Here is a 24,469-nt window from a genome sequence, read left to right on the forward strand (position 1 = left end):
CGTTGCCGGGTTTCTTGGAGGAACGGCCTCATATTACTGCGACGGTAGGTAGCAGCCAATAGGGCCTGTAGCGAAATTTTAAAAATATTTTTTACGTTTTTCATTTACTTAGGTTGATTGTTATGGGTGGTTCGGCGGCGAGTAGGGGCCGTTCGATGCGGGAAAAGGGGGAGGGTAATTGGGCCTGGGTGGAGTGTTGATTTGCCAGTGTTGCTGGTATGGGTGTCGCTGTAGGAAGCGGTGCCTGCTTGATTCGGGGTTGGTCTCGAGTCGGGCTAGTTTGGACTCTTGAACCTACTTAGGAGTCCCATGAACCTCAACATCAGGAGTAACACCATGAACGACTTCATCATTGCCATGACCCTCATCACCGCCCTGTTGGCTGTGTTCTTCGTGTACATGCTGGTCTGCGAGGCCCGTATGACCTGTGGCCACGCAGCCACGGTCACCCTGGCTGTGCAGCCCACTGACGAGGACGAGGTGAGCCGTGCCATTGACTGGACAGCCACCCTGGTCATCCGTGACCTGGACGGTAACCAGATGCGCCACTGTCGCGCCCCTAACCAGTGGGACGCAGACAGCATCCAGAACTGGATAGCCTACGCAGTACCCCACCACCTGCTGCTTGCGGGCGTCGACGTCTATGTCGGCGGTGTGTGGATCGGCTCTACCGAGTGTTAATCAACCCCAACCCAAGGAGTAAGACCATGAACGAACTGAACCAACTGATTGCATCCCAGCACGACGAGCTGCCTAGCTGTGCCTGGCAGTCCATCGACCAGTTACCCCGCGAGAGCTGGGAGCCGCTGGTAACGGGAGCAGAGGAATACTGGACCTCGCAAGAGGATCGGGAAGACGAGCTGGTGTGGACGCAGATGGCTTCGGCCTATGACGCCTATACCCAGCAAGTAGAAGAAGAACAGGGCGAGACAGATGACCTGCTCGCCCTGTTTATGTAACCACCCACCCAAAGTAGCAAACCGGACAGGCGTCAACTTCCACGCAGCCGTCTGTCCAACACTATCCAATGGAGATTACACAATGAACGCTATCACCTTCACTAAAGCCGTTGCAACTGAAATCCGTCTGTCTGCCGAGTTCAACATGCCTACCGCAGAGTTCCAGAAGCTGGTGTCCAACGAAATGCTCAAGGCTCGCACCAAGTACGACGCCTGGAACGACAAGAGCACCATGCTCCGTGCCCTGCACAAGGAGAGCTATGCCTTCTGGCGGGTGCATTCCACCGAGGCGATGCGCGTCATGTGTACCGATGCGTTAGGCGTCAAGGACCACCGCGAGTTCTGCGCGGTGTTCGCCAAGGGCCTGACCAAACTGGAGGCTGAGTACGACCTGTTCTGCAAGAAGCAGGCTGGCCTGTTCACCGCGCTGGGGGCCAACACCGCCATGAGCGGCTTTGTCACCCTGCGTATGGAGACCGCTGCCGGTAGCGGTGTGTACCACACCTTCGATAAGGAGCAGCTGGTTCACTACATCGTCGGGGTGGGTCAGTACAGCAAAGAGACCCGGTTCAACAAGGACGATGCCCGCCGCGTTGCTGACCTGTTCAGCGTCGAGGTGGACATGGCCGGGTTGAAGGCCCTGTTCCATGAGCACCCGGTAGCGGCCGAGGCGTGGGAGAAGGTGATGACTTCACCCTACACCAAGGAACGCCGCAAGGCTTTACTGCAGCAGGACCATTTCACCACCCGCAAGAACAACAACGGGTTCGATGGGATGGTCACTCACCTGCCGGAGAACAAGCGTTACAACCCCACCAACGGTGAGGTCCACCACCTGCTGAGCGCCCTGCTCAAGCAGTGGGAGTTCGGGTACAACCTGGCTCGCCGCGCCATTGAGCGGGACCTGGAAGCATCCAATGCCGCCTACAAGGCGCTGCATACCGGCGGCGAGAGCATTGCCGACTGGGAACTGGGTCGTACCGATGCCTGGGGCGAGGAGTGGGTAGGCGACTATGAGCTGCACAACCGTCTGGATGAGCTGTTCAACATCGACCGTCACATTCAGGCGGCGCTGCACGGGGCCAACAAGGTGCTGGAAGCGGTCCATGGCAAGCTGGCCTTCCACCATATCCGCAAGGATGGTGAGTTCATCAAGGTAACCGACCGCAACGCCGCCAATGCGCTGCGTTTGGGAGCCTGGTACGAGAAACGTGACGCTCAGGCAGCGGCTGAGTGGGAAACCCTCACTGCGGCTCGACTGGATGCTATCGCCAAGGTCATGGCCACCACGTTCAAAGCCTAACCGAGAGGCATACTCAGGGTCACCTTCGGGTGGCCCTTTTGGATGACTTTCATCCCCTACCCACAAGGAGTACACCATGAATATCGAATCCCTATTCAGCGCCATGTCAGTCGACAACAGCGCCTATGAAGAAGCCACCTTTGATAATCTGCTATCCGGTCTGCGTAGTCAGAGCATGGCAGCCGAACACAAACCCGCTGCCCCCAAGCCGCGCATCCGTGCCTACAGCCCTGAATACTGGGAATGGCTGGGGGTTGCTCAACCTGTGCCGGCGGTCGAGCCAGAGCCGGCAGTCGAGCAAATTGTCCCCGCCATTGATACCGTCTGCTCCTGCTGTAAGGGCACCGGCGTGTATGTGGGCCGCACCTATCAGACCCGCTGTGCTCGTTGTAAGGGTGACGGCATCCTGCAGCCTGGCCACATCAAGGCGTTCGCCACCTGGCAGAGCGCCCGTGCGGCAGGAATGCCTCGGGTCGTGGATAACTTCGGCGCTCAGTTCAACCTGCAATAAGCAGCCCTGAGCACGGGTTACTGACCCTCTCACCCTCGGCCCACCTTAACCCGCACTGAGTTCCCTGTCCGGTACCGGTTGCCCGGCCTCCGCCCCCAACGGTCCATCGCATTAACCCTCACCCATACGGGATGGCCTATCCCTCTGTCCCTCCGAACATGGCCTCCGGCCCAAACCCCCGGTCCGTAGGTGCGGTGCGAAGTGCCACCCCCAACCCCCGAGCCTGACCTGTGCGTGTGCGAGTGCGAGTGCGAGGTGCGGTGTGGGGGGACGTGAGGGCCATTGACGCCTTGTGGATGGGGGGGGTGGTTGGTCGGCAGGTGGCAGGTGGCAGGTGGCAGGTGGCAGGTGGATAGGGGCAGAGGGGCGGAGGGGCGGAGGCAGGCGGTGGGTGGTCGGTCGGCAGGTGTCAGGAATTCGAGGACATGAGGGCCATTGACGCCTTGTGGAGTGGGGACAGAGGAGCACCAATCATGGACAAGCAACAGTTAATCACGGCCCGTCGTCGAGCGGCCGAGGCACGTCGACAGTGGGCATTGGGCAACCGCACGGTGGCGAGTCTGCTGTGGGAGCAGGCCAAGCAACCGTGGAAGAAGGAGAAAGCAGCATGAAGCACAGTGCTGGAGAGTTGTTAGCTATCGAGCTGTTCACCGATCCGCGACCGTGGGAGCTGGTCAACATTGCGGAGTACGGTGGCGTGGCCAGTGGTTGGCTGACCCCGGACATGGATTTCGTGTTCAACATCAACGATGGGAAAACACGGACGGTGGATGCGTTCACCTTTCTGATGATGCGCCTGCCGCATTCGACCTATGGCCCGCGTTGTCCGTTCTGTGGCGTGGCGGTGTGGCGGGGGGCCGATGAATGTGAGCCACCGGCCGATTACTGCCACCATGACCATGACCAGGATAAGGCCGATGTGCTCAACGACTGGGTGGCCATGACCCAAGAGCTGATGACCAAGGCTGAGTGACAGGAATTCGAGGTCGGGGGCCGCCAACGACCGGCGCCTGACCAACAAGCAATGCCCACCGTCACCTGACCCGTGGCGTGTGGCCGGTAACCAGCCCGGAGGCAACGACGCCCTTGTGGAGATGGACGAAAGCCGCCAAGGATGGCCCTTTTACAATACACTGGGTTAGTGGCTAATGGTCAGTGATTTATGCTGCTAAACAGGGTGTGGTCTCGATTATTATTCGAAGGTGCCCACGATTCAAAAATCGGTGGCCACTGTTGTAGTTTCGACCTCGAAAAGCGGCCAACCGACCAAGTACCCATGGCAAGGGTGGGGTTATCGGTCGGGGTTAACCGCCGAAAACAGGGTCGAGGTCGGGGAACAAGGTTGTGGGCGGGTTCTTGGCCTCGTTTTTCGGTGCTTTTCCAAATATTAGTGCCCACGATCCCACCAATTTTAGGGGTTTTAAAAATTAGTGGCCAGAGGCAAACCCAGGCACAGCAAGGGTTACAGAGCTTTTGGCCACCGATCCCACTTTGGTCACCAATATTTTCAAGTTCGCCGGGAAATCACTTTTTTATTCTTTGTAAATTCTTTCCTGGCGATGTAGGAAAAAACACCCAATATAGGTGGCCAAAGTGTCCAGAGCCTCGTAAACCCAGTAACGGCGCGGGTTTCCGCTGGGCAGTATCCCAAAAAATCGGTGGCCACGGTTTTAGGGACCACACAAAGTGGCCCAGAATATTCTACTGTTGGCCAGTATCGGAGGTTATATGCGTATATGTGTGAAATGGTCGCCCGCTGATGATGCTCTTATGCTTGGGTTGGCTCGCTCTGGACATACCAATGCTCAGATAGCCGAGGGTATAGGACGCACGGAGGGAGCGGTGCGGAAGCGTCTGGAGCGGCACACCAAGCCCGAGTGGCTACCGACCTATGAATCAGGTGTCAAACTGGGCCGCAAGCCCAAGCTAAAATCCCCGCCAACGCCCAAGGTTAAGGAGCCACCGTCAGAAGCCCTTGAACTTCACTACCAGTTGCTGGAAGCCGAGCAGAAGCTGGAGGTCGCCCTGACCAAGCTGGGTGACCGCCGGCAACTGGCCCAGCCCGAGGTAATCAAGGTTCTCCGACGTTTGTTGAAGGACATTCCGCCCTATGAAGAAGAGGCGCGGGCCGCCCTCAGAAACGAGTTGCAACGCTGGGAGGCCAAAGGGACATGATTACATGATTTTTTCTGTTAAAAATGCGAGAATTCCGGCCGCTTGTCTCCAAAACAGTTTTGTGTGGACTCAGACTGAAATGCTGTCTTGATACAGGCGTTATGTTAAGTTTTATTGACGGATGTGTTGAAATGAATGACGTTGTAAAAGCAGCTAAAAAGCTAGAGCGTACTAGCACGGTTGGGAGAGGGCGCTCCGTAACGCTTGTTGAGTCTCTGAATGAGACCTTTTGGAAGGATGAGCTAATTAATGTTTCTGTCGGGGATAGCCTTAATTATTACAATAGTTGGGGTGATCCTACTTGTATTGTAAGTGATGGTGCTTACGGTGTACTTGGTTTTGAAGGGGATACGTCTGACCACTTAGGATTGCCCGAGTGGTATGAACCACACGTTGCTGCATGGTCAAAAAAAGCAACTGCGCAAACTACTCTCTGGTTTTGGAATAGTGAAATAGGTTGGGCGGCTGTGCATCCTATTTTAGAAAAATACGGCTGGCGTTATGTTAATGCTAATGTTTGGAATAAAGGTAAAGGGCATATCGCTGGTAACGTAAATACGGCTAAAATTCGTAGGTTTCCGGTAACTACAGAAATATGTGTTCAATATGTATTCGAAGCGCGTGTGGGTGACTTGCCTTTACGAGAGTGGCTTATCGGAGAGTGGACTCGTTCTAGTCTTCCTAGGAAAGCTGCTAATACTGCATGTGGAGTAAAAGATGCGGCAGCGAGAAAGTATCTTGATAAGGGGCACTTGTGGTACTTTCCACCACCAGAAATGTTCCAGAAGATGCAAGAGTACGCCAATGAACACGGTAAAAGCAGTGGTAAACCATACTTTTCTATAGATGGTATAAACCCTGCCACTGCGGATGAATGGGAGAGAATGCGAGCGAAATTTCGTTGTCCTTATGGTGTGACGAATGTGTGGGAACGACCTGCATTGCGCGGTAAAGAACGTTTTTCAGTTCCTGGGGGTAAAGCTGTCCACTTAAACCAAAAACCTTTGGATTTAATGACTCAAATTATCGAGTCTTCTACAGATGAAAGCGACGTTGTATGGGAACCATTTGGAGGGCTTTTTTCGGCTTCCGTAGCAGCAAGGCGTTTAAAGAGACGGGCCTACTCTGCAGAAATAGACCCGACATACTTCCATTATGGTTTAGAAAGAATCAAAGAAGAATCTCATCAGTATCCTCTTCGGTGATGCCGAGGTGAGCTTGTAGGGCAGCGCGAACTTTGTCTTCGCGCCCTTTACTGCCCAGCAGTTTATTCCACTCTAAGATCGATTTGCCATGGACTTTCAAAGTGTAAATGTAACTCTTGAATGCTTCTATGTCGTGATGAAATATCCGATCCATTTTTGCAAAGTTGGTATCAACCCTATAATTGAAGCGTGAGGTTAACTCACGCAATTTTGCTTGATACTCAGGGGTTGGCTTGTAATCTCTACCCCCAGAACCCCACGAGTTAACTATCTGCTGGGCTTGGAGGAATTCAACATCAGTTCCCTGAAATTTGAGACCGTTTGTATTCGTCTGCTGAAGGTTGGCTGTGCGCTCTGAGGTATCTTCAGGCTCTAAGACTATGTAGTCAGGTGGATTGTGGTAATGGTTATCGCGCGCGCGGGCAACGGACAAGCCAGAAACCACGCATACCCCCATGATTCTCGGTTTGCCAAAAATAAGGTATTCAGGTAACCATGCAAGCATGGCAACATAAGTCTGGTCATCAGCAAAATGATTTTGGCTATCTTTAAATCGAGCAGTTATTTCTGTCGCTAGGGGAAACCATGCCTTTATTTCGAAGCCTGGAGTTGGGTAGGCGCCGGTAAAAATAGTATCTGGAAACCCAGGATCTTGTCTTAACCAAGAGCCATGGCCAGCAAACTCCCTTTGGTCATTAAGAAACTCAACCGCGTTAAACTCGATCATATTTCCAACTAACGGAGAAAGCTTAGAAATGACCTTGGACAAGTTAACAGCAACATCTGGAGTGACGGGCTTGGTGACAGTTAAAACGTCGAAAATGTGACCTTCCATACGTCTAAGGTGCTGCGTACCTATTTTTATAACATCACTGGTGAGCATGAAATCCCCTTAACTAAAGCTTTCAAGTTATCCATTTGGTACCTATTTGTCGAGTGGCGACCGTAAATAATCGATGCCCCTGAAAACTGTTCGCAAAAATAACAGTAACACTGTTGTATTGATCTCAGTATCACTGTTATAGTCAGCCATGGTTATTCGCTGATGACCGCTCACTGCTCTGCTCTTTCCCCCGGCCTTGGTCGGGGGTTTTTTATACCTGGAGGACACGAATGGACGCACACACTGTCATTTACCGCAACCCGCTGACAGGCCGGTTCAAGGTCAACACCGGGCTGTCGCTGGTTTACCGCGACGACTGCTCGCGACCCTTGTTATTAGGCCGCGGGCAGACATTCCCGAGCCGAGGCAAGATACCGGAAGCAGAGCGGCGGAACTATCTGGCCGCTGGCAAGCCGGTACCGCGAGGCACGATATGGTGAGCATCGGCGAATACAAGGTTCAGGTTAATGCCCTGATGGAGCTGTGGCATTCGCTGGACGTCGCCCAACGGCAGGAATATCTGTTGGAGCTGTGGCAGCGGGCCAAAAGCCGGTGGCCGCAGATGTGGAGTGTGCGCTGGGTAGGCCACCCGCAACTAAAAACCCGGCTTGCCAGCGCCCTCGACTCCCACCGAAAGGGTCACATCGAACCTTACATGGAGGAATAGAGCATGAGAAAGCAGCCGGCGTTTTTTATCGCCTATCTGGCGGTGGTCGCTCTGTTGGCAATGGCCATCCTGTTTACCCTGTTAATTAACATTGCGGAGGCAACCCATGACGCAACCCATGACAACACTCAGCACCCTGTTAGCGAGCGCGACGGCCTTGGAGCTGCGTTATGTGTACGAGAACAAGCAGCCGAGTGACGGCAGCGAAGGGTACTGTACGGCCATCGGCTCGGAGTACCTGCCACCGCACCCGGTCACGGACGCCGAGGTCAGCGAACATTTCTGGACGCTGTACAGTCGCGACCGCGAGGGATACGCCACTGCCTTGGTGGACGAAGCCGACCCGGTCAAGATGCTGGTCACCCTGCAACTGGTGCGCAACCGCCACCCGGTGTTGCATCGCACCTTGTATAACGACCCCGGACTGCGCGGGCTGTTGGACCACGCCAACGCGGTTTTTTTGGCGCTGTAAAACCAGTAACACTTAACTTTAACCTGACAAAAAACAAGGAACACCCTATGGGACTCGACATGTACGCCTTCAAAATCAGGCCCGCCCTGTTAGCCGACCCGGAAGCCATGGTCGATTTGCAACCTGCCGGATCGGGGGAGAACGAGGAAGACCAGGCCGAGCAGATAGCCTCCTGGCGCAAGCACCCCAACCTGCATGGTTGGATGCACCACTTGTATATCGCCAAGGGCGGTACTGACCGCGAGTTCAACGGCAACACGGTCCGGTTGACCGAAGAACTGCTGGACGTGCTGGAAGCCGACATTACCGCCGGCGAGCTGCCCCCGACCTCGGGCTTTTTCTTCGGGCAGTCCACCCCGGAGGACAGGGACGACGACCTGCTGTTCGTGGCCAAGGCTCGAGCGGCGCTGGCCGAGGGGTATGTGGTGTTTTACGACAGTTGGTGGTGAGGAGCAGAGAATGATGGAAGAAATGACTTTTATGCGGCACCCCGACGCCCCCCGGCCGCCGACGCCGACACTGACCGCCGTGTTGAAGGACACGCTGGCCGAGCTGGATACCCACCATACCGAGGTTGAGCGAGAACAAGTCCGGTTGCGGGAGGAGCAGGAGATGTTCGACTTCGACCGAGAGGTGTTCACAGAACAGTTCGACGAATACCTGGGCGAGGAATACGGCAGCATGAGCATCGGGAACCTGCAGTTCACCCCCAGCGAGGTGCTGCAGGCGCTGGCACCGGACGACTACGACGCCGGGTTCAGGGACTGGACACGGGATGCCGATCTGGACGGAATCGATGACGACTATGACCGGCTGCTGGAGCGACTGGACGCCGCCTTTGCAACTGAACAGCGGTTGCGCAGCCTGACGAGCGCCATCCGCCTCAAGGTGGAGGCCATGCTGCGCGAGATAGAGGCCGCCCGGAAAAGCTACCAGCAGTGGACAGAAGGAGAGGACGAATGAGCGGATTCGGAACGACCGCCGGCTACCTGCTGGTGGAACTGTGGCAGTTGTATCTGACCGACCTTGAGGCCAGACGACCACCGGCGCTGTTGGAAACCGACGGTGAGATAGGACTGATGGACGAGCTGGTCACCCTGGCGGCCTACACCGGCGACTGGATGGACAGCACCGTGGTTTGGGACCAGTACCCCGGCGTGTTCGACTATGACCAGCCCATACCCTTGGCGAAGTGCCTGTACCGCCACCGCATCCAACACAACGACGGTATGGGCCTGGATCGGCTGCTGTTCGACTTCTGCCTGCGGGCGGGGGTCGAGCTGCACACGCCGGTCAGCGGCCTGTACAACATGGCGTTCGAACTGGTCCGGGCGGCGCTCGCCGAAAAACGCCCGGTGGCGGTACGGGACGACTACGACGGTGACTGGCTGGAGCAGGACCCCCGCGACCTGCAGAAAGCGTGGGCCGAGGTCACCGCCACTGACGCGGCGACGGTGCGTATCGGCGACGAATACCTGTATGTGGTCAATTACCAGCTGGTTGACCATCACGAAACGGCCAGTGACTTCACCACCGGCGGCTGGATAGAGGCAACTTACCAGCGCATCCAGGCGGCCATGGATAAAGGAGCACAACCATGATTAAAGCGACCCCCGGCACGGTTATCCGTGCCACGCACCGACCACAGGACCTGGTACCGACATTCATCGAATTCCTGCTGCGCCACGGGGTAAACCGAAACCCCCTGAGCCTGCCGCTACCGGACGATGACCACGACTGGTGGCTGTCCGACGACTGCCACTGGCTGTTGCATGAAGACCTGCTGGGCAGCATGGAGGAGCTGGCCCCACACGGCCACTACTTCGGCGCCCACCCTGGTGACGGCAGCGATTTCGGCTACTGGATGGACGAGGACACGGGTTATACCAACTGGCCGGGGATGACCAATGGCGATCTGAGTGACCGCTTGCGCGAGGTCATCGCTCAGATGACCGGTGACACCGGGTACAACGACCGCTGCGTCGAGGCGCTGCAGGAGGCCGCCACACGGCTGGAAGAATGGGGTGACGAGGAGAAGTGACCATGGACATTGAGGATTTCCTGTGTCGGTTGAACGACGTTCGCCGCGAGCACACCGAGACCCTGGTGGACGAGGCCGATCTGGTCTGGGACTGGCTGGTATCGGCGGTGGGCCTGATGACCGAGGGCCAGATACGGGAGCTGGGCTGGCTGGTAACGCAGTTCCCCCCGGAAGTGTTACCGCCGCAAGCACGGGCATTATTGAATGAGGTGGCCGACGTATGAGCACACTGGAAGAACGCTACCTGCAGAAGTTGGGGTTGCACTGCCCCGCCTGTGGTCACGACGACATACAAGGTGCATCAATGCAGTCAGACGCTGGCTCCGTCTGGCAGGAAATGTACTGTCCCGCCTGTGAGGTGGAGTGGGTGGACCTGTACCACCTGTCCGGCATCGTCGGCTGTGACGGATTCAACCCGGGGGACCCCGCATGATTACCGATGAACAGATGGTCGAGGCGCATGACCTGACCAAGAAGATAAGCATCCTGTTACGCCAGGACGTTGACCCGGAGAACCCGCGCCATTGGGACAACGTGGGCATCATGGCCTGCGAGCACCGGCACTACAACCTGGGCGACAAGGACGGCATCGCCGAGCTGAACGACGCCCTGTTCCGCGCCCTGATGTGGGTGATGGCGGATAACCATCCCGGACTCCACGAACAAGGGTATGACCTGGGCAACGAGTACATCCCTTGCCCGGCCCACTGTGAAGGGGCCGACGACTGCGCGGAGTGCGACGGTCGGCAGGAGGTGATTAACGAGTTCCACGCGGAGGACACCGACGACATGGTGGACCTCTACCACCTGTACGAAGACCAGGTGCCCGGTGACCTCAAACTGCTGATATTGCCGCTGTACCTGTATGACCACTCGGGATTAACCATGAGCACCGGCCCATTCGGCTGTCGCTGGGATTCGGGGCAGGTGGGCTGGATATTCGCCACCCATCAGCGGGTCGAGTTCGAGTGGGGCGGCGACTGGGACAAGGCGAAAAGCTACCTCGAAGGTGAGGTGGAGACCTACGACCAGTACCTGACCGGCGACATTTGGGGGTTCGAGGTCTGGGAGCACGACGAGGAGGAAGACGACCCGACCGAGGGCGAGCTGCTGGACTCCTGCTGGGGGTTCTTCGGTGATGATCCTGAAACCAACGGCATGTGGGACCACTGGGCGCCGGAATGGCGTCAGCTTGAACCGGAGGTGGTATGGAACTGAGAGCGATATACGTCTGCTGGGACTGTATCCCCGTGATAGCGAACGCGGATTACACCCATCTGGACCGGGATTACTCGCCCGAGGAAGCCGATCGGAGGATGCAGGCCATCGACCAGGGGTTGGAACGCCTGGGTTGGGTGATGGTCGGCGACACACTGAAAGACCTGGAGCACTCGACCGCGCCCTGTGACTGCTGCGGGGAGCAACCGGACGGGTATCGCATTCACTGTTACATAGAGGAGAACACCCATGAGTAACCTGACGTTGACCGACAGGGTGCTGCTGAAAGACCGACTGTTGAATCTGGTGGTGAAGGCAGAGCTTATCAGCACCCGTCATACCCCGGCCGACATAGAGGCGTTCCTGAGCAACCTGGAGGACGGGGATTTTGCGCCCATCGCCGCCGGCATCCGCACCTATCTGGAAGCACAAGGAGATTAACCATGCACCAGGAAGAAACACTGGCCGTGTTAAGCACCGGTCACCTGACACAGGAAGACGCGAAGCGACTCGGTGAGTTGGCCGGCTGTGACGAATACCGCCACGCCATATGGGATAGAACCTATGGCTACATGCTGAGTGTCCCACTGGTACGCAACATCGTCATCAATCAGGAGCCACCCATGCCGAGCATGGAACAGGTGCTGACCTACGCCCACGACAACAGCGTTGACTGGCTGGTGTTGGATGGTGATGGCCCCCTAACCGAGGAGCTACCCCAGTATGGCTGGTAAACGCAAAGATTTAACGGTCAAGCCCCGAAACGAGTTGGGGATTGACCTCGCCACCGCCGGAACCCGCTACCTGATGGACCGGTTAGAGAAGATGGCGGCGACCTGGGACGTTGACGGCCCTTACCCCTACCGAGAAGACCGGAGAATCAGTCAGATACACCTGACCACGACCTGGACCGAGAGGCAGTTGGATGAATGGCTGTATCGCATCGAGTTACCTCAGCGGTGCCACATCTACGGCACCTTTACCCGCGAGGAGGCAGCATGAGTTTAGTGAAAATACACCGACCCCAGCTGGACTACCTGCGGTCACTGGACAACAACACCACCCACCCGCGATTCGGGCGGATAGCCAACCTGCTGGAGTGGTCATTGCGCCGCAACGAGCAGCAACAGTGCCAGCTCACCGAGCTGTTTGCCCGGCTAGCTCGGTTGGAGCAGCGTATCGAATTTGAGTACCGGGTTAACCGCACATTGGCAGGAGAGAGTGATGGACTGTTATCAGATGATGAGCGTTGAGCGGGCCGTCGATCAACTGGCCTGGAACGAAGGTATGGCGCAGGAGCGAGAGGAGGCGCTGACAGCCTACTGTCAGGAGCACCTGGAACTGACCCTGTGGGTGATGGAGCGGGATCCCGACAAAGCGTTCGACCTGTGGGGGGCCTTGTGCGAGAGCGAGCTGCCGACGGACGCCGAAATGAACGCCGCCATGGCCCGCATAGCGACGCTGGACCAGGAAGACATGGCAATGCTCACCCCGAAGGTGCAACGCTATCTGACGGCACTCAGGACGCGATTGCACGACCTGATCCTGGCCGAGGGCGAGGACTTGTTTAACGCACAGGAGAAAGCCCATGAGCTGGGTAACGCTGACTGTTGATACGGCCAACCTCGAAAAGAGCCTGGCCGAAGCCTTTGCCGAGCTGTCCCGGCGCATGATGGAGGACCTGGAACGCCGGTACGACAACGATATTGAAGCACTGGAGACCGACCATGAAGCGGAGCTGACCGTGATACGGGATGAAGTGTCCCAACTGGAAGACGAGCTGGAAGAGGCCAACGAAACCATCAAAGCGCTGGAAAGTCAGGTGGAGGAGTTGGAGGAGCACCTGGCTGAATTTGCGGATTTATAAAACAGTAACACTGTTATAGTATGCACCACCATGAACAGGAACACTGTATGAAAGGATGGACACGATGCACCAAAGGGATCCCCCGAACGATACCGCTGTACGTGCGACGACTGAACCGCGACACGCGCCAGTTTGCCGTACTGCACCCGACGAGGGGGTGGGTGGAGCTGGAAACCACCACCCGAGAAAGTTGTTACACCCGTGAGCGCATGAAGCAGGTAGCCGCCAAGGCCCGCCATGCACTCAGACAACCATGACCAAAGAGGAAATAACCATGACCGTATACAACCTGAATGGTACCAAGATCGCCGTAGAAGACACCCGCGAGATGATCGCCACCCACACCCTGAAAGTCGGTGACCGGGTTCGCATCCTGGAGAAGCCGAGCTACGGCGATCCCAAGCTGCACACCGGCATCATCGCCGGGTTTGAACCCTTCAAGGACAGCCCGACCCTGATTATCGCCTACCTCGAGGTGGGTTATAACAGCGCCGAGCTGAAATTCGTCTACCTGAACGCGCTGCAGGACGAAAGCAAGCGGTTCGAGGTCATCCCGGCCTTCGATGACGACCTGCCGCTGGACAAAGCCGATGTGGTGGAGCTGATGAACCGCAACATAAACAAACTCGAGCACGACCTGGATGACGCCAAACGCAAGAAGGCGTACTTCCTGGCCAAGTTCGGCAAGGTATTCGGCGAAGTCGAACAACTCATCGCCTGACCCTAGCACCGGCCCCTGCGGGGGCCGTTACCGGAGAACCACTATGACCACGGTACAGAAAATACAAAACCTGATGCACCACAGCAGCTCAGGGTCACTCATGCAGGCATTCCTGTTAGTGGCCCTGGAGCAGTACGCCGTAACGGTGCAGGAAGCCAAGGGCCACATGCCGGGGCTGACCGACTCTTTTATCAATGAAGCGGCCTGGAACCGGTGTGCCGATGAAGTTATGACCATTTTAGGCAGTAGGGAGCACCCGTGAAAGAAACAATCGACGCCATCAAGGCGGCCTTCAACCTAGACACCCTGTACTGCCTCGACTTCGAGACTTTCTACGGCAAGGGGTACACGCTCAAGGGCCGGACTTATGCCGAGTACATCATGGACGACCGGTTCCGCGCCCAGATGCTGGGGTTCGCGGCCGATGACCAGCCGGTGACCATACTGGACCCGCAGGAAATAGAAGACTGGGCCAACGAAGTGCGCGGGCTGCGGGAAGAAGGCATGCGTGTCGGCCTGTTGTGTCAGAACACCCACTTCGACGGCGCCATCCTGCGCTGGCGGTACGGGCTGGAGTTCGATTTCTATCTGGACACCATGCTGGTCAGCCGGCTGCGCTATATCAACCGCTCCGCCAGCCTGGCGGCCCATGCCGAGCGAGTGTGGCCGGACGACGAGAGCCTGCGCAAGGGGCATGAGCTGGCTTCTGCCATGGGTATTGAAGACTTAATGAGTGAACCCGGCCTGTGGGAGTCGATGAGTGGCTACTGTGAGCAGGACGTCAACCTGACCCGCCGCCTGCTGGTCCACCACTGGCAGGAAGGGCGGGTACCCGAAATGGAATGGGCGCTGATGCACATCACCCTGCGCGGGAACATTGAGCCGCAGTTCCTGATAAACACACGGCTGCTGGGCGAGGTAGGGCAGGACCAACAGGCGCTCAAGCTCCGCGTCGTGGACGAAGCCCAAAGTTATCTGGCGTCGCTGGGGATCGAGGGTATCGGCGCGGATGCCTTCGCCAGCAACCAGAAGTACGCGGCGCTGATCAAGCGCCTGGGTCTGCGCGTCCCCTACAAGCTGGACAAGAAAGACTTCCAGATGAAACCGGCGCTGGGGAAATCCGACCCGGAGTATGTGAAATTCCAGCAGGCGAACCCGGTCCACCTGACGGTATACGAGGCCCGCAAGGAAGTGAAGTCAACCATCGCCGCCAGCCGGGCAAAACGCTTGCTGGACACCGCCGGACGGTTACCCCTGGATGGTTACATGCCGTTCCCCTTGAACTACCACAAAGCCCATACAGGGCGTTGGTCGGGTTCGGAGGCTTGTAACGTTCAAAACCTGCCCAGGGGGTCAAAACACCGGCTGTCATTGGAGGCCCCGCCCGGGTATCAGGTGGTGGTACGCGACCTGTCCAACATCGAGCTTCGCATGAACCTGTGGTTCTGCGAACAGGACGACCTGCTGGAGGAAGTGGGCCGGGGCGGTGACCTCTACTGCGCCATGGGGGAGGCCATCTACGGGTACCCAGTGAACAAGAAAGAGAACCCGGACGAAAGACAGGTTGGTAAGGTCGCTGCGCTTGGCCTCGGATTCCAAATGGGGTGGGCCACCTTCCAGGCCACCATGGCTGGTGGACCGATGGGGATGCCACCCACCTTTTTCCCGGATAGTTTCTGTCGGCAGACCAAGTCAGCCTACGACCAGCTTCACCCCATGATCAAGAACATGTGGCACTTCCTGGGCAGTGTGGTTATCCCGGCCATGACTGACGAGTTGTGCGACATGGAAGTGGGCCGGCATGGTTGCATCAAGGTCCGGTACCAGAGACTTATCCTGCCCTCGGGTCGCGAGCTGCAGTATCCGGGCCTGCATTGCCAGATGGTCGAGCATGCCCGCGGCGTAGATTATGAGTACCGCTACGACGACGGTACCCGTGATCGGTTCCAGAAGGTGGTGTGGAAGAAGCTATATGGAGGCGCTTGCCTGGAAAATGCAATTCAGGCGTTGGCCCGCGATGTGGTGGCCGAACACATGGTCAAGACCGAGCACCTGCTGCAGGCCAACGGCACCGGCTGGGTAGTGGGGTCGGTGCACGATGAAATCCTGTCCATTGTCCGTGATGACGCGGCACAGGCCGAGTACGACGCCATGGGAACCATCATGGCCACCCCGCCGGCCTGGTGCTTTGACATACCGCTCGCCTCCGAAGGCGGGTTTGATACCTGTTACTCGAAATAAGGATCCGTTATGAAAGACCTGCTGCACATCAGCCTCGACCTGGAAACACTGAATACAGCACCCGATGCGGTGATCACCTCTATCGCCGCCATCCCCTTCACTATGGAGTTGGGCGTCTCCGACTGCTCCTGGTACGGCCATTTGAGCATCCAGGAACAGCTGAACGCCGGACGCACCGCAAGTGCCAGTACGCTTTTGTGGTGGTTGAGGCAGGAGGACGTGGCCCGAGAGGAGCTGGTCCAGGGCCAAGAAGCCATTACTCGGGGGCTGCGGGATGAATTGGCTACGCTGCTCGACTTTGTGGCACTCGAAAAGCAGCGCAGCAACATCGACACCGTAGCGGTGTGGGGCAACGGCAGCACCTTCGACGTCACCCTGCTGGAGCACCTGTTGCGACAGAACGGGCTGACCCCCTTCTGGGATTACCGCCATGTGTACGATATGCGGACGCTGGTGGCATTGAATCCGGCGGTGAAGGAGAGGAACAAGAACAACTTTGTGGGGGTGCGGCACAACGCCTTCGCTGACGCTACGCACCAAGCTAACGTCATCAGCGAGACCTGGAAGTCGATTCAACAGTAACCAACCAAGGCCCCAAGACAGGGGCCTTTTTCATAGGAGCACGACCATGCCTAGTAAACGAGAGTCGATGGTTGGTAAACGATACGGGAGATTACGGGTTATCGGTACAGCCAAGTATCCCAAAGTGCTTTGCCTTTGTGACTGTGGGGTAGAAAAGCTAATAAACGCATACAACATCCTGCGCGGGGCCGTTGTGAGCTGCACCTGTAAACAGGCGGATAACCTCCAGGGCAGGAACAAGACGCACGGAGCAAGTAAGACGCGGACTTACAAGGCTTGGTGTGCTATGTGGACGCGCTGCACAAACCCAAAAGTTGACTGTTACGGCAGCTACAAGCATAGGAAGCCTCCAGAGGTGTGGCGGAGTTTTGAATCGTTCCTGCATGACGTAGGCGAATGCCCTCCGGGATTCACCTTGGAGAGGGTGGATAACACCAAACCTTACGGGCCAGGGAACTGCAAATGGATACCTGCGCATGAGCAACCAATTAACAGAAGTACAACAACAATAGTGCGCCTAGAAGGGGAAATCATGTCGCTAAAAAAAGCGGCCCTGAAAGCAGGGAGGGTGTACACGACCGTAATACATAAGGTGCGAAAACAAGGGCTCAGTGTCTCCGACGCACTGGGGGTATCAGTTGAAGTGTTGAAACACCCGGAGGGTAAATAAATGAGAGTCTTCGTTTCGACGTTCAAAAAATATAACAACGGCGACCTGACCGGCGCCTGGCTGGACTTATCCGACTATGGCGACCACGACGACTTCATCACTGGCTGCCTGAACCTGCACGACGATGAAGAAGACCCCGAACTGATGTTCCAGGATTGGGAGGAAATCCCCAGTGGTCTGGTCGGCGAGTGTGATGTGGACGCAGCGGTGTGGGACCTGCTGGAGGCTTACGAGCAGTTTGACCGGGATGCAGTCAACGTCTACATCGGCTGGATGGGATCCTGGGATCAGAGCGACTTCGAGGACAAGTATTGCGGGTGCTACTCCAGCTTCCGTGACTACGCGGAGGAGCTGTGGGACGAGTGCTACGCCCACGAAATACCCTCACATTTGCAGAGCTATTTCGATATAGACGCCTTCGCCCGTGACCTCGGCTACGACTACCACGAAGAAGACGGTCATATTTTCAGGAACTGCTGACAACCATAAAAAACAGTGCTACTGTCTTCGGCCTTAAACCCAGTGGCGCTGTTTTTTGTCGGAGCAATGATGGACACCCTTGATTACGTAGAAGAACAGCAGAGTTTTCTGCACCAACTGAGGATTGACAGCGCCCGCAAGCACAAACGGTTACCCGCCACGGGTTCTTGTTACTACTGCCGCGAGCCACTGGATAAGGCGTTGTTTTGCGATGCCGACTGCCGGGATGACTACGAGAAAACCCAGAAGGCGCAGCAACGCAACGGGAGGGGAGGGGTATGATTATTCAGTTTCTGACTGCCGCTGTCGGCCCGTTATGCAAAAAAATCGGTATTGCCCCCGGTGTGAATGAACCCTACCCCAAGGCGTCCAAGATCACCACCCACGACGAGGAAATCACCCTCGACGAAGCGGGGATGACTCGCTACCACGCCTTACTGAAAGAATACGCCGGGAACGGAGCGGCCTTGTACAAAGGGTTGACCACCCGCCCTCTAAAGAATGAATCCCGTAAAGGGCTGACCGACAAAATGGCCCCAAGCCACCTGTTGGTACTGGATATTGACGGCCTCAAACTGAATACCGTCAGTATTCCGGGGGTGGTTAATCTGGTCGATGTGATGCGGGTCGCCGAGTCCGTGGTGAGCCTGCTGCCGGGCGCCCTGCGCACCACCAGCTATGTTGCCGTGGCCTCCAGCTCGTTCGGGCTGAAAGGTGATAGCGTGAACATGCACCTGCATTTTCTGTTATCCCATGCGGTGTCCCCGCAGGCGCTCAAACCCTGGCTGCGGTCGCTCAACATCACCATCGAGGAGGTTCGGGACCAGTTAGCCCTGACCCCGTCCTTGCAGGCGATAAAATCGGTTATCGACCCCTGCCTGGCCGAATCGGCGCGGATCGTGTACATGGCCCCACCGTTGTTTGGGGACCACGCCGCTAACCCGTTTGCTGACGATGCCGACCGTATCGTGCTGGTCAAGAAAGCGTCCCCCACTATCGACATTCGACCGCTGATCACCGAAACCAACCTGGCGACGGTAACGGCGGCGCTGAACAAGAAACGGGCAGAGCTACTAAAACTGTTGGGGGTCAGTACCCGGCACCACAAGACCACCACCCTGAAAACCAAACAGGGAACCGTGGAAGTGGTTATCGACCCGCACCAGATCGCGCTGCAGTACGCTGCACACGATGACCAGTACGTCCGGTATAACGTCAACGGGGGTGACTCGAACGCCTACTGGGTGAACCGCGACAACCCGACCATCGTGTATTGCTTCAAACCGGATGAAAAGCCGTTCCTGTTTGAGAAAGCCAACCCGGAAATGTACGAGTGGCACGTTCAACAGTATGGCGGCCCGGCCACCCTGACCGAAGATGACGAAGGCAAGAGTCGCGCCATTCGCCCGCTGCTGGTGAACGACTTCAACTCAGACAACCTGTATCGCATCGAGTATGACCCGAAAGAAGACGAAGTGGTCCGCATGGCCGTGGTTTCTCGCGAGCATGCCGAGCACTGGATGCGCTCGTTCGGGATGCCGATGCCGGACACCTATCCGCAAGGCGAGCTGGTCATGGACCCAACCAAACTGGGCGTACTGCGCAAGTACGAAGATCGGTTGGTCATCAACCAGTTTCAAGCCTCCCGTTACCTCAAGCACAACGAAGGCGAACCGATGCCGGCGGACATGAAAACCGCTCACGCGCTGTTGGGCATGTGTCCGCAGATATACAGCATCCTCGCGCACATGCTCAATTACGACGATGGGGCCATAGAGCGGTTCATCAACTGGCTGGCCTACATCTGGCAGGAACGCCGCAAGGCCGAAACCGCCTGGCTCATTCACGGCACTCAAGGAACAGGTAAAGGCTACCTGTTCCACCGCATTCTACGGCCCCTGTTTGCCAAGCATGCGGTAATGAAGACCCTGGAGCGGATCGCAGATGACCAGTTTAACGCCTGGGAAGAAACGGCGCTGGTGGTGATGGTGGACGAGTTCAACCTGTCCGATGTGAGTTCCGGTACCCGTAAAGCCGCGAACAAGCTGAAAAACATGGTGACTGAACCCACCACCACCTTGCGCAAGATGCGAACCGATCAGCAAGAAGTCCCTAGCTGGTCCAGCTTCATCTTCGCCACCAACGACATAGGAGCCTTGCAGATTGACGCCGGTGACCGCCGTTACAACGTGGCCCCCCGGCAGGAAGTGAAGCTGGTTCATGTCATGCCGGATATTAACGCCGACCGCGTGAACTTCGACGCCCGCACCGAATCGGAGCTGCACGACTTCGCCGCCTACCTGACGGTGTTCGACGTCAACCTGCACATGGTTCGCCAGCCTTATGAGGGCGGCGCCAAAGAAGCGGCCATCGAAGCAGCCATGGACAGCACCACCAGGTTCTTCAAGTGCGTCATGTCCGGCGACCTGGGCGAGTTCATACCCGATTTGCTGGCCAAGCCAAACGAGCTGCTGGCCCGTGAACAGACGCTCATTCAGGGCGTCAAGGGCGTCATCAAGCGGTGGCTGCTGTGTGCCAACAAGGGTACGGCACTGGTACCGGTATCCGACCTGCGGCTGTTGTACAGCTACCGGGCGGGTAAGGACATCACCCAGAACGCCATGTCGCGCATGCTGACGTCCCATGCGGTACCGGTGACCCGGTTACGCAAGCAATACCTGGAGACCAACACCGCCAAGACCTCGGGCGTGGAGGTCAACTGGCTAATGGACCCCGGCGAGCTGCAGGACACCCTGGCTCAGCTCAACATGGTTCAGGGCGTCAGCCCACTCAACAAGGTCGGGTAACCCCCGACCGATAACCCACACCAAGGAAACAAGCCATGAGCTTCAAAGACGCACTCAAAAGCAGAGCTGCGGAGAGCGGTCATGTCACCATACAAATGGAACAGAAGCCCGCCGCAGAAAAAGCCGAAACCAAGACTGCCTTTACCGGCGCCTTACAGGCCCGCAAGGTAGACACGGCAAAGAAAGAGGACCCGACCCAGATCAGCACCACTTTTGAGACTGGGGCTGTGCCGGTGTGGTCGTTCAGTACGCTCAAAGATTATGAAGCCTGCCCCTATCGCGTGTACCTGGCCAAGATCGAGAAGAAACCGCAGAAAGACTCGGACGCCGCCAGCCGAGGTACCGCCATGCACGATATGGCCGAAAACTGGGTCCGTGTCGGTGGCGAGTTGCCGGCGGAGCTGTCCAAGTTCACCGCCAAGTTCGAGTGGCTGCGCGAACAGTTCATCGACGGCAAGGTGCAGATGGAAGAGAACTGGGGCATCCGCAAGGACTGGTCACCGTGCGAATGGAACGATCCCGAGCTGTGGGGCCGGGGCAAGCTGGACGTCTTCGTGCGCGAATCGGAAACGTCGGCACTGATTATTGACCATAAATCGGGGCGAAAGTATGGGAACGAGCTGAAACACTCGGATCAGGGTATCAGTTATGCCCTCCATGCGTTCCACCGCTACCCGGAGCTGGAGCATTTCAGCATCAACTTCTGGTACCTGGACAAGGGCGAGGAAATGCCGCGTTCCTTCACCCGACGCCAGTTGGGGGTACTGCTGCCGCGCTATCACAAGCGGGCCATGGAGCTGACTACGGCGCAGAACTTCCTGCCCAAGCCGAACGCCAGCAACTGTAACTGGTGTGCCTACGGCAACGGCAAGTTCGGCACCGGAGACTGCCCCTATGCCAGCTAAACGCAGCGTGTACGACTTTCTGCTGACGGCCGCCCTGCGGTGGCAGTTCCGGCTGTTGGAAAACCCCAAGGCCAAAGGGCGCGGGGCCGATCTGCGGAAATTCATCAAAGACTGTCGAAACCAGTTCGATGAGCGGGCGCAGAAGGCGATACGCAACATCCTGTATCAGCCACACATGGTCACTTACATCTACGACCAATATTACTGGTTCATGTTGGGTGAAGCCCCCTGCGAGGGGGCCAACCTGGCGAGTTCAAGCATCAACAAGGGCCTTGAAAACCTGACTGTTATTGAGGAACGACGCCAATGAAATTAGAACCCATGGCCCACCAACGGGCCTTTGCCGAGCGATGGGCCGCCACCGGCCGGCTACTCAATTTCTCGGGCTGCGGGACCGGCAAGACGGCCTCCTGCATCCTGACTATCGAACAATACTGGCCCGGCGCTCGGGTATTGGTGCTGGGGCCGCTGTCCATTCTCAAACCGGCCTGGGGCGGGGACCTTGACCGCTTTGTGCCGGGATCACGCTGGGAAATCGCCTATGCCAAGAACCGGGAACAGGTGATGACCAGCAGTGAGGCCCAGTGGGTCATCACCAACCACGACGCCATCAAGCAGATCGCCGATAACAACTGGCACACCCAGTTCGATGTGTTGGTGGTGGATGAGGCCGATGCGTTCAGGAACAAAGACAGTCTGCGGTCGAAAGCCCTGGCCAAAGTCACCGCCGAGGTTCCCTACGTCACCTTGATGACGGGCACCCCAACCCCGAAGTCGGTACTGGACGTATGGCATCTGGCCTTCTGTGTTGATCGAGGTGAGCGGCTGGGCAAGAACTACTTTGGTTTCCGCGCCAACGTCTGCAGTCCAAAGCAGGTGACCAACACCATCGTGAAGTGGGTAGACAAGCCCCAGGCCAATGACATTGTGACCGCATTGCTGAGTGATGTGACCTTTCGGGTAAACCTCGATGACGTCACTGAAATGCCGCCGCTGGTGACCCGGACGGTGCAGGTGGATATACCCCCCAAACTGCTCAAGATGTACCGGCAGATGCAGTACGACTCGCTGCTGGAGTTGGAGAACAAAGAAGTGGTGAATGCGGTCCATGCCGGTGCGCGACTGCAGAAACTGCTGCAGATCCTGTCCGGGGCCGTGTATGACGAAAACGGGGCGGTGAAGGACCTGCACAAGGAACGGCACGAACTGGTGCTCGACCTGGCTTTGGAGGCCGAAGCCAGCCTGGTCGCCTTCCAATGGGAGCACCAGCGCAAGGGGTTGGAAGCAGAGGCAAAGAAGCGGGGTATCGACTACGGCATCATCGACGGCAGCACCGCCATCAAAGATCGGGAACGACTGGTCGAGCAATTCCAGGCGGGCAAGCTGCAGGTGTTGTTCGCTCACCCGCAATCGGCAGGGCATGGCCTTACGCTGACCATGGGTACCCGGCTGGTATGGGCCAGCCCCACGCACCGGGCCGATCTGTACGAGCAGATGGTCCACCGCATCTATCGCAAGGGGCAGACCCGTCGTTGCGAGGTCATCCATGTGGCCGCCGATGGGACTGCAGAAGAAGAAGTTTATATCAAAGTGGCAGAGAAACGGGGCCGGATGGAAGACCTGCTGGCCCTGGTGTGTCAATTACAGGAGCTTGCAGCATGAGAATCATTATTTTAGGCGCCGACTGGTGCCAGTATTGCAACCGGGCGAAGGCCCTGGCCGACAGCCAGGACATGCCATACACCTACCATAACCTCGATATGACGGTGCTAGCTTCGGAGGCGTCACAGCTAAAGTACGACGCCTTCATCGAGCGCAAGCAGGGGACCCTGCCGCAGATATACCTGGAACACCCCGGTGGTAAGCCGGAATACCTGGGGGGCTACACCGAGTTGGCCCGCCATTTCAACAAAGACGCTGTAACCGTATAACCAAGGAGCAACACCATGAGAATCAACGACGTTAAATCTATCGACAACCTGATTGAATTCCTGAAAGAAACCCGCAAGAACGTGGCGGCATACCAAGGAATGGAGCGTAAGTACGCCGAAGCGCAGGACGCCTACCTGGCCGCCAAGGAAGCCATGCAGGAAGCCATGGACCGGGACGACTTCGACGCTGTGGCCACCTACAACGCCGCTGTGAAGAAGCACCACAAGATTATCGCCGACAACCACGACAAGAAGCTGGAGCTGGAGGACAGCATCAACGAAGCAGCCCGCAGGCTGGACCAATGGGAAGACGTCGCCATGCCACTGCTGGACACTGACGCCGACAAAGAAACGGATAACCTGGAGCAAGCAGCATGAACAATGAACTGATGACCGCCTTGTTCGAGGCCAAGAAAGCACTGGACGACGCCAACAAGGCCGCCGCCGACGCCAAGAAAGAATATGACACCTTGGCCTACGAGGTGCTGGCCAGCCTGCAGGAAGCGGGTATCGACAAGACCAGTGTACGCGGTCTCGGCACCGTATCATGGAAAACCGAAACGGTAGCCAACGTCGAGGATTGGGAGAGCTTCTATCACTATATCCGTGACAATGACGCCTTCTACCTGCTGCAGCGCCGACCCGCCAACAACGCGGTGCGCGAGCTGTGGGAGCAGGGTGCCGATGTACCAGGTGCGGTGCCGTTCACGCAGGCTAAATTGTCTGTGACCAAGGCCCGCTAAATATTTGCGTTAAAAAACAAGTGTAGCTTGTTTTGATATAAACAGCTCTACTATAATCACACCGTTCCAAACGAACCAAGAACCTACA

At 57.1% G+C, this 24,469-nt stretch carries 40 protein-coding genes; 39 read left to right on the forward strand and 1 reads right to left on the reverse strand.

What is annotated here, in order from left to right; translation table 11 throughout:
- The first annotated feature begins 288 nt into the window (after positions 1-288).
- From HNR62_RS01510 to HNR62_RS01545, 8 genes are all read left to right on the forward strand, one after another.
- Positions 289-681 carry a hypothetical protein gene (locus tag HNR62_RS01510; RefSeq protein ID WP_204794331.1) on the forward strand — a complete coding sequence of 131 codons (393 nt, stop codon included), beginning with the start codon at positions 289-291 and terminating at the stop codon, positions 679-681.
- 26 nt (positions 682-707) lie between these two features.
- Positions 708-959 (forward strand): hypothetical protein, encoded by a 252-nt coding sequence (locus HNR62_RS01515; protein ID WP_204794332.1) that lies wholly within the window; start codon positions 708-710, stop codon positions 957-959.
- Positions 960-1,041: 82 nt separating this feature from the next.
- Positions 1,042-2,262, forward strand: coding sequence for a hypothetical protein (locus HNR62_RS01520; RefSeq protein WP_204794333.1), 1,221 nt, complete (start codon positions 1,042-1,044; stop codon positions 2,260-2,262).
- Positions 2,263-2,338: 76 nt separating this feature from the next.
- Positions 2,339-2,773 carry a hypothetical protein gene (locus tag HNR62_RS01525; RefSeq protein ID WP_204794334.1) on the forward strand — a complete coding sequence of 145 codons (435 nt, stop codon included), beginning with the start codon at positions 2,339-2,341 and terminating at the stop codon, positions 2,771-2,773.
- 473 nt (positions 2,774-3,246) lie between these two features.
- Positions 3,247-3,384, forward strand: coding sequence for a hypothetical protein (locus HNR62_RS01530; RefSeq protein WP_204794335.1), 138 nt, complete (start codon positions 3,247-3,249; stop codon positions 3,382-3,384).
- Positions 3,381-3,746 (forward strand): hypothetical protein, encoded by a 366-nt coding sequence (locus HNR62_RS01535; RefSeq protein ID WP_204794336.1) that lies wholly within the window; start codon positions 3,381-3,383, stop codon positions 3,744-3,746. Before HNR62_RS01530 ends, HNR62_RS01535 begins: the two co-directional genes overlap by 4 nt.
- An 869-nt stretch (positions 3,747-4,615) precedes the next feature.
- The gene (locus tag HNR62_RS01540; protein ID WP_204794337.1) at positions 4,616-4,948 is read left to right on the forward strand and encodes a hypothetical protein; all 333 of its coding nucleotides are present in this window, start codon (positions 4,616-4,618) and stop codon (positions 4,946-4,948) included.
- A gap of 131 nt (positions 4,949-5,079) precedes the next feature.
- Positions 5,080-6,153: a DNA methyltransferase gene (locus HNR62_RS01545; protein ID WP_204794338.1), complete on the forward strand. Its 1,074-nt coding sequence runs from the start codon at positions 5,080-5,082 to the stop codon at positions 6,151-6,153.
- Here the strand turns inward: HNR62_RS01545 and HNR62_RS01550 are convergent.
- A complete protein-coding gene (locus HNR62_RS01550; protein ID WP_204794339.1) occupies positions 6,119-7,036 on the reverse strand; it encodes a hypothetical protein in 918 nt (305 codons plus the stop codon). The genes HNR62_RS01545 and HNR62_RS01550 overlap by 35 nt on opposite strands.
- 230 nt (positions 7,037-7,266) lie before the next feature.
- On the opposite strand from HNR62_RS01550, the gene HNR62_RS01555 reads away from it, so the two are divergent.
- The 31 genes from HNR62_RS01555 (at position 7,267) to HNR62_RS01710 (ending at position 24,381) form a co-directional block, all read left to right on the forward strand.
- The gene (locus HNR62_RS01555; protein ID WP_204794340.1) at positions 7,267-7,476 is read left to right on the forward strand and encodes a hypothetical protein; all 210 of its coding nucleotides are present in this window, start codon (positions 7,267-7,269) and stop codon (positions 7,474-7,476) included.
- Positions 7,470-7,703 carry a hypothetical protein gene (locus HNR62_RS01560; RefSeq protein WP_204794341.1) on the forward strand — a complete coding sequence of 78 codons (234 nt, stop codon included), beginning with the start codon at positions 7,470-7,472 and terminating at the stop codon, positions 7,701-7,703. The genes HNR62_RS01555 and HNR62_RS01560 overlap by 7 nt, the downstream gene beginning before the upstream one ends.
- Positions 7,704-7,809: 106 nt before the next feature.
- A complete protein-coding gene (locus HNR62_RS01570; RefSeq protein ID WP_204794454.1) occupies positions 7,810-8,175 on the forward strand; it encodes a hypothetical protein in 366 nt (121 codons plus the stop codon).
- Positions 8,176-8,222: 47 nt separating this feature from the next.
- Positions 8,223-8,624, forward strand: a complete 402-nt coding sequence (locus tag HNR62_RS01575; protein ID WP_204794343.1) for a hypothetical protein — start codon at positions 8,223-8,225, stop codon at positions 8,622-8,624.
- A 10-nt stretch (positions 8,625-8,634) separates the two neighbouring features.
- The gene (locus HNR62_RS01580) at positions 8,635-9,138 is read left to right on the forward strand and encodes a hypothetical protein (RefSeq protein WP_204794344.1); all 504 of its coding nucleotides are present in this window, start codon (positions 8,635-8,637) and stop codon (positions 9,136-9,138) included.
- Positions 9,135-9,776, forward strand: a complete 642-nt coding sequence (locus tag HNR62_RS01585) for a hypothetical protein (RefSeq protein WP_204794345.1) — start codon at positions 9,135-9,137, stop codon at positions 9,774-9,776. Before HNR62_RS01580 ends, HNR62_RS01585 begins: the two co-directional genes overlap by 4 nt.
- Positions 9,773-10,216, forward strand: a complete 444-nt coding sequence (locus HNR62_RS01590; RefSeq protein ID WP_204794346.1) for a hypothetical protein — start codon at positions 9,773-9,775, stop codon at positions 10,214-10,216. The genes HNR62_RS01585 and HNR62_RS01590 overlap by 4 nt, the downstream gene beginning before the upstream one ends.
- Positions 10,217-10,218: 2 nt before the next feature.
- Complete coding sequence (locus tag HNR62_RS01595; protein WP_204794347.1) at positions 10,219-10,440, forward strand: hypothetical protein; 222 nt, start codon at positions 10,219-10,221, stop codon at positions 10,438-10,440.
- Positions 10,437-10,649: a hypothetical protein gene (locus tag HNR62_RS01600; protein WP_204794348.1), complete on the forward strand. Its 213-nt coding sequence runs from the start codon at positions 10,437-10,439 to the stop codon at positions 10,647-10,649. Before HNR62_RS01595 ends, HNR62_RS01600 begins: the two co-directional genes overlap by 4 nt.
- Complete coding sequence (locus HNR62_RS01605) at positions 10,646-11,434, forward strand: hypothetical protein (protein ID WP_204794349.1); 789 nt, start codon at positions 10,646-10,648, stop codon at positions 11,432-11,434. Before HNR62_RS01600 ends, HNR62_RS01605 begins: the two co-directional genes overlap by 4 nt.
- Positions 11,425-11,691, forward strand: a complete 267-nt coding sequence (locus HNR62_RS01610; RefSeq protein WP_204794350.1) for a hypothetical protein — start codon at positions 11,425-11,427, stop codon at positions 11,689-11,691. The genes HNR62_RS01605 and HNR62_RS01610 overlap by 10 nt, the downstream gene beginning before the upstream one ends.
- Positions 11,684-11,875: a hypothetical protein gene (locus HNR62_RS01615; protein ID WP_204794351.1), complete on the forward strand. Its 192-nt coding sequence runs from the start codon at positions 11,684-11,686 to the stop codon at positions 11,873-11,875. The genes HNR62_RS01610 and HNR62_RS01615 overlap by 8 nt, the downstream gene beginning before the upstream one ends.
- 2 nt (positions 11,876-11,877) lie before the next feature.
- Positions 11,878-12,168 carry a DUF5983 family protein gene (locus HNR62_RS01620; protein ID WP_204794352.1) on the forward strand — a complete coding sequence of 97 codons (291 nt, stop codon included), beginning with the start codon at positions 11,878-11,880 and terminating at the stop codon, positions 12,166-12,168.
- The gene (locus HNR62_RS01625; protein WP_204794353.1) at positions 12,158-12,436 is read left to right on the forward strand and encodes a hypothetical protein; all 279 of its coding nucleotides are present in this window, start codon (positions 12,158-12,160) and stop codon (positions 12,434-12,436) included. Before HNR62_RS01620 ends, HNR62_RS01625 begins: the two co-directional genes overlap by 11 nt.
- A complete protein-coding gene (locus tag HNR62_RS01630) occupies positions 12,433-12,687 on the forward strand; it encodes a hypothetical protein (protein WP_204794354.1) in 255 nt (84 codons plus the stop codon). The genes HNR62_RS01625 and HNR62_RS01630 overlap by 4 nt, the downstream gene beginning before the upstream one ends.
- Positions 12,659-13,048, forward strand: a complete 390-nt coding sequence (locus HNR62_RS01635) for a hypothetical protein (RefSeq protein WP_204794355.1) — start codon at positions 12,659-12,661, stop codon at positions 13,046-13,048. Before HNR62_RS01630 ends, HNR62_RS01635 begins: the two co-directional genes overlap by 29 nt.
- On the forward strand, positions 13,023-13,301 hold the full coding sequence (locus HNR62_RS01640) for a hypothetical protein (protein ID WP_204794356.1): 279 nt from the start codon (positions 13,023-13,025) through the stop codon (positions 13,299-13,301). The genes HNR62_RS01635 and HNR62_RS01640 overlap by 26 nt, the downstream gene beginning before the upstream one ends.
- Before the next feature lie 47 nt (positions 13,302-13,348).
- Positions 13,349-13,558 (forward strand): hypothetical protein, encoded by a 210-nt coding sequence (locus HNR62_RS01645; RefSeq protein WP_204794357.1) that lies wholly within the window; start codon positions 13,349-13,351, stop codon positions 13,556-13,558.
- Between the two features lie 17 nt (positions 13,559-13,575).
- Positions 13,576-14,022, forward strand: coding sequence for a hypothetical protein (locus tag HNR62_RS01650; RefSeq protein ID WP_204794358.1), 447 nt, complete (start codon positions 13,576-13,578; stop codon positions 14,020-14,022).
- Positions 14,023-14,065: 43 nt separating this feature from the next.
- A complete protein-coding gene (locus HNR62_RS01655) occupies positions 14,066-14,284 on the forward strand; it encodes a hypothetical protein (protein ID WP_204794359.1) in 219 nt (72 codons plus the stop codon).
- Positions 14,281-16,263 carry a DNA polymerase gene (locus tag HNR62_RS16365; RefSeq protein WP_204794360.1) on the forward strand — a complete coding sequence of 661 codons (1,983 nt, stop codon included), beginning with the start codon at positions 14,281-14,283 and terminating at the stop codon, positions 16,261-16,263. Before HNR62_RS01655 ends, HNR62_RS16365 begins: the two co-directional genes overlap by 4 nt.
- Positions 16,264-16,272: 9 nt before the next feature.
- Positions 16,273-16,845 carry a 3'-5' exonuclease gene (locus HNR62_RS01665; RefSeq protein ID WP_204794361.1) on the forward strand — a complete coding sequence of 191 codons (573 nt, stop codon included), beginning with the start codon at positions 16,273-16,275 and terminating at the stop codon, positions 16,843-16,845.
- Between the two features lie 670 nt (positions 16,846-17,515).
- Complete coding sequence (locus HNR62_RS01670; protein WP_204794362.1) at positions 17,516-17,995, forward strand: antirestriction protein ArdA; 480 nt, start codon at positions 17,516-17,518, stop codon at positions 17,993-17,995.
- Between the two features lie 66 nt (positions 17,996-18,061).
- Complete coding sequence (locus HNR62_RS01675; RefSeq protein WP_204794363.1) at positions 18,062-18,277, forward strand: hypothetical protein; 216 nt, start codon at positions 18,062-18,064, stop codon at positions 18,275-18,277.
- The gene (locus HNR62_RS01680; protein WP_204794364.1) at positions 18,274-20,802 is read left to right on the forward strand and encodes a primase-helicase family protein; all 2,529 of its coding nucleotides are present in this window, start codon (positions 18,274-18,276) and stop codon (positions 20,800-20,802) included. Before HNR62_RS01675 ends, HNR62_RS01680 begins: the two co-directional genes overlap by 4 nt.
- A 35-nt stretch (positions 20,803-20,837) precedes the next feature.
- Positions 20,838-21,707, forward strand: a complete 870-nt coding sequence (locus tag HNR62_RS01685; RefSeq protein WP_204794365.1) for a RecB family exonuclease — start codon at positions 20,838-20,840, stop codon at positions 21,705-21,707.
- The gene (locus HNR62_RS01690; RefSeq protein WP_204794366.1) at positions 21,697-22,017 is read left to right on the forward strand and encodes a hypothetical protein; all 321 of its coding nucleotides are present in this window, start codon (positions 21,697-21,699) and stop codon (positions 22,015-22,017) included. The genes HNR62_RS01685 and HNR62_RS01690 overlap by 11 nt, the downstream gene beginning before the upstream one ends.
- Entirely contained in the window at positions 22,014-23,369 is a 1,356-nt protein-coding gene (locus tag HNR62_RS01695) for an SNF2-related protein (RefSeq protein WP_204794367.1), read from the forward strand. The genes HNR62_RS01690 and HNR62_RS01695 overlap by 4 nt, the downstream gene beginning before the upstream one ends.
- Entirely contained in the window at positions 23,366-23,638 is a 273-nt protein-coding gene (locus HNR62_RS01700) for a glutaredoxin family protein (RefSeq protein ID WP_204794368.1), read from the forward strand. The genes HNR62_RS01695 and HNR62_RS01700 overlap by 4 nt, the downstream gene beginning before the upstream one ends.
- 15 nt (positions 23,639-23,653) lie before the next feature.
- Entirely contained in the window at positions 23,654-24,016 is a 363-nt protein-coding gene (locus HNR62_RS01705; protein ID WP_204794369.1) for a hypothetical protein, read from the forward strand.
- Positions 24,013-24,381, forward strand: coding sequence for a gp33 family protein (locus HNR62_RS01710; protein WP_204794370.1), 369 nt, complete (start codon positions 24,013-24,015; stop codon positions 24,379-24,381). The genes HNR62_RS01705 and HNR62_RS01710 overlap by 4 nt, the downstream gene beginning before the upstream one ends.
- Positions 24,382-24,469: the final 88 nt, after the last annotated feature.

It is taken from the genome of Oceanisphaera litoralis, from assembly GCF_016907015.1.
GTDB classification, from domain to species: domain Bacteria; phylum Pseudomonadota; class Gammaproteobacteria; order Enterobacterales; family Aeromonadaceae; genus Oceanimonas; species Oceanimonas litoralis.

What these genes read in the sequence shown, in the direction of transcription:
- HNR62_RS01610 (WP_204794350.1), top strand. Translation starts at nt 11,425, where the DNA reads ATGGAACTGAGAGCGATATACGTCTGCTGGGACTGTATCCCCGTGATA.
- HNR62_RS01695 (WP_204794367.1), top strand. Translation starts at nt 22,014, where the DNA reads ATGAAATTAGAACCCATGGCCCACCAACGGGCCTTTGCCGAGCGATGG.
- HNR62_RS01570 (WP_204794454.1), top strand. Translation starts at nt 7,810, where the DNA reads ATGACGCAACCCATGACAACACTCAGCACCCTGTTAGCGAGCGCGACG.
- HNR62_RS01630 (WP_204794354.1), top strand. Translation starts at nt 12,433, where the DNA reads ATGAGTTTAGTGAAAATACACCGACCCCAGCTGGACTACCTGCGGTCA.
- HNR62_RS01615 (WP_204794351.1), top strand. Translation starts at nt 11,684, where the DNA reads ATGAGTAACCTGACGTTGACCGACAGGGTGCTGCTGAAAGACCGACTG.
- HNR62_RS01710 (WP_204794370.1), top strand. Translation starts at nt 24,013, where the DNA reads ATGAACAATGAACTGATGACCGCCTTGTTCGAGGCCAAGAAAGCACTG.
- HNR62_RS01605 (WP_204794349.1), top strand. Translation starts at nt 10,646, where the DNA reads ATGATTACCGATGAACAGATGGTCGAGGCGCATGACCTGACCAAGAAG.
- HNR62_RS01680 (WP_204794364.1), top strand. Translation starts at nt 18,274, where the DNA reads ATGATTATTCAGTTTCTGACTGCCGCTGTCGGCCCGTTATGCAAAAAA.
- HNR62_RS01635 (WP_204794355.1), top strand. Translation starts at nt 12,659, where the DNA reads ATGGACTGTTATCAGATGATGAGCGTTGAGCGGGCCGTCGATCAACTG.
- HNR62_RS01530 (WP_204794335.1), top strand. Translation starts at nt 3,247, where the DNA reads ATGGACAAGCAACAGTTAATCACGGCCCGTCGTCGAGCGGCCGAGGCA.
- HNR62_RS01620 (WP_204794352.1), top strand. Translation starts at nt 11,878, where the DNA reads ATGCACCAGGAAGAAACACTGGCCGTGTTAAGCACCGGTCACCTGACA.
- HNR62_RS01685 (WP_204794365.1), top strand. Translation starts at nt 20,838, where the DNA reads ATGAGCTTCAAAGACGCACTCAAAAGCAGAGCTGCGGAGAGCGGTCAT.
- HNR62_RS01690 (WP_204794366.1), top strand. Translation starts at nt 21,697, where the DNA reads ATGCCAGCTAAACGCAGCGTGTACGACTTTCTGCTGACGGCCGCCCTG.
- HNR62_RS01655 (WP_204794359.1), top strand. Translation starts at nt 14,066, where the DNA reads ATGACCACGGTACAGAAAATACAAAACCTGATGCACCACAGCAGCTCA.
- HNR62_RS01665 (WP_204794361.1), top strand. Translation starts at nt 16,273, where the DNA reads ATGAAAGACCTGCTGCACATCAGCCTCGACCTGGAAACACTGAATACA.
- HNR62_RS01590 (WP_204794346.1), top strand. Translation starts at nt 9,773, where the DNA reads ATGATTAAAGCGACCCCCGGCACGGTTATCCGTGCCACGCACCGACCA.
- HNR62_RS01705 (WP_204794369.1), top strand. Translation starts at nt 23,654, where the DNA reads ATGAGAATCAACGACGTTAAATCTATCGACAACCTGATTGAATTCCTG.
- HNR62_RS01550 (WP_204794339.1), bottom strand. Translation starts at nt 7,036, where the DNA reads ATGCTCACCAGTGATGTTATAAAAATAGGTACGCAGCACCTTAGACGT.
- HNR62_RS01555 (WP_204794340.1), top strand. Translation starts at nt 7,267, where the DNA reads ATGGACGCACACACTGTCATTTACCGCAACCCGCTGACAGGCCGGTTC.
- HNR62_RS01575 (WP_204794343.1), top strand. Translation starts at nt 8,223, where the DNA reads ATGGGACTCGACATGTACGCCTTCAAAATCAGGCCCGCCCTGTTAGCC.
- HNR62_RS01525 (WP_204794334.1), top strand. Translation starts at nt 2,339, where the DNA reads ATGAATATCGAATCCCTATTCAGCGCCATGTCAGTCGACAACAGCGCC.
- HNR62_RS01640 (WP_204794356.1), top strand. Translation starts at nt 13,023, where the DNA reads ATGAGCTGGGTAACGCTGACTGTTGATACGGCCAACCTCGAAAAGAGC.
- HNR62_RS01675 (WP_204794363.1), top strand. Translation starts at nt 18,062, where the DNA reads ATGATGGACACCCTTGATTACGTAGAAGAACAGCAGAGTTTTCTGCAC.
- HNR62_RS01700 (WP_204794368.1), top strand. Translation starts at nt 23,366, where the DNA reads ATGAGAATCATTATTTTAGGCGCCGACTGGTGCCAGTATTGCAACCGG.
- HNR62_RS01625 (WP_204794353.1), top strand. Translation starts at nt 12,158, where the DNA reads ATGGCTGGTAAACGCAAAGATTTAACGGTCAAGCCCCGAAACGAGTTG.
- HNR62_RS01535 (WP_204794336.1), top strand. Translation starts at nt 3,381, where the DNA reads ATGAAGCACAGTGCTGGAGAGTTGTTAGCTATCGAGCTGTTCACCGAT.
- HNR62_RS01670 (WP_204794362.1), top strand. Translation starts at nt 17,516, where the DNA reads ATGAGAGTCTTCGTTTCGACGTTCAAAAAATATAACAACGGCGACCTG.
- HNR62_RS01545 (WP_204794338.1), top strand. Translation starts at nt 5,080, where the DNA reads ATGAATGACGTTGTAAAAGCAGCTAAAAAGCTAGAGCGTACTAGCACG.
- HNR62_RS01580 (WP_204794344.1), top strand. Translation starts at nt 8,635, where the DNA reads ATGATGGAAGAAATGACTTTTATGCGGCACCCCGACGCCCCCCGGCCG.
- HNR62_RS01515 (WP_204794332.1), top strand. Translation starts at nt 708, where the DNA reads ATGAACGAACTGAACCAACTGATTGCATCCCAGCACGACGAGCTGCCT.
- HNR62_RS01650 (WP_204794358.1), top strand. Translation starts at nt 13,576, where the DNA reads ATGACCGTATACAACCTGAATGGTACCAAGATCGCCGTAGAAGACACC.
- HNR62_RS01645 (WP_204794357.1), top strand. Translation starts at nt 13,349, where the DNA reads ATGAAAGGATGGACACGATGCACCAAAGGGATCCCCCGAACGATACCG.
- HNR62_RS01600 (WP_204794348.1), top strand. Translation starts at nt 10,437, where the DNA reads ATGAGCACACTGGAAGAACGCTACCTGCAGAAGTTGGGGTTGCACTGC.
- HNR62_RS01520 (WP_204794333.1), top strand. Translation starts at nt 1,042, where the DNA reads ATGAACGCTATCACCTTCACTAAAGCCGTTGCAACTGAAATCCGTCTG.
- HNR62_RS01560 (WP_204794341.1), top strand. Translation starts at nt 7,470, where the DNA reads ATGGTGAGCATCGGCGAATACAAGGTTCAGGTTAATGCCCTGATGGAG.
- HNR62_RS01585 (WP_204794345.1), top strand. Translation starts at nt 9,135, where the DNA reads ATGAGCGGATTCGGAACGACCGCCGGCTACCTGCTGGTGGAACTGTGG.
- HNR62_RS01595 (WP_204794347.1), top strand. Translation starts at nt 10,219, where the DNA reads ATGGACATTGAGGATTTCCTGTGTCGGTTGAACGACGTTCGCCGCGAG.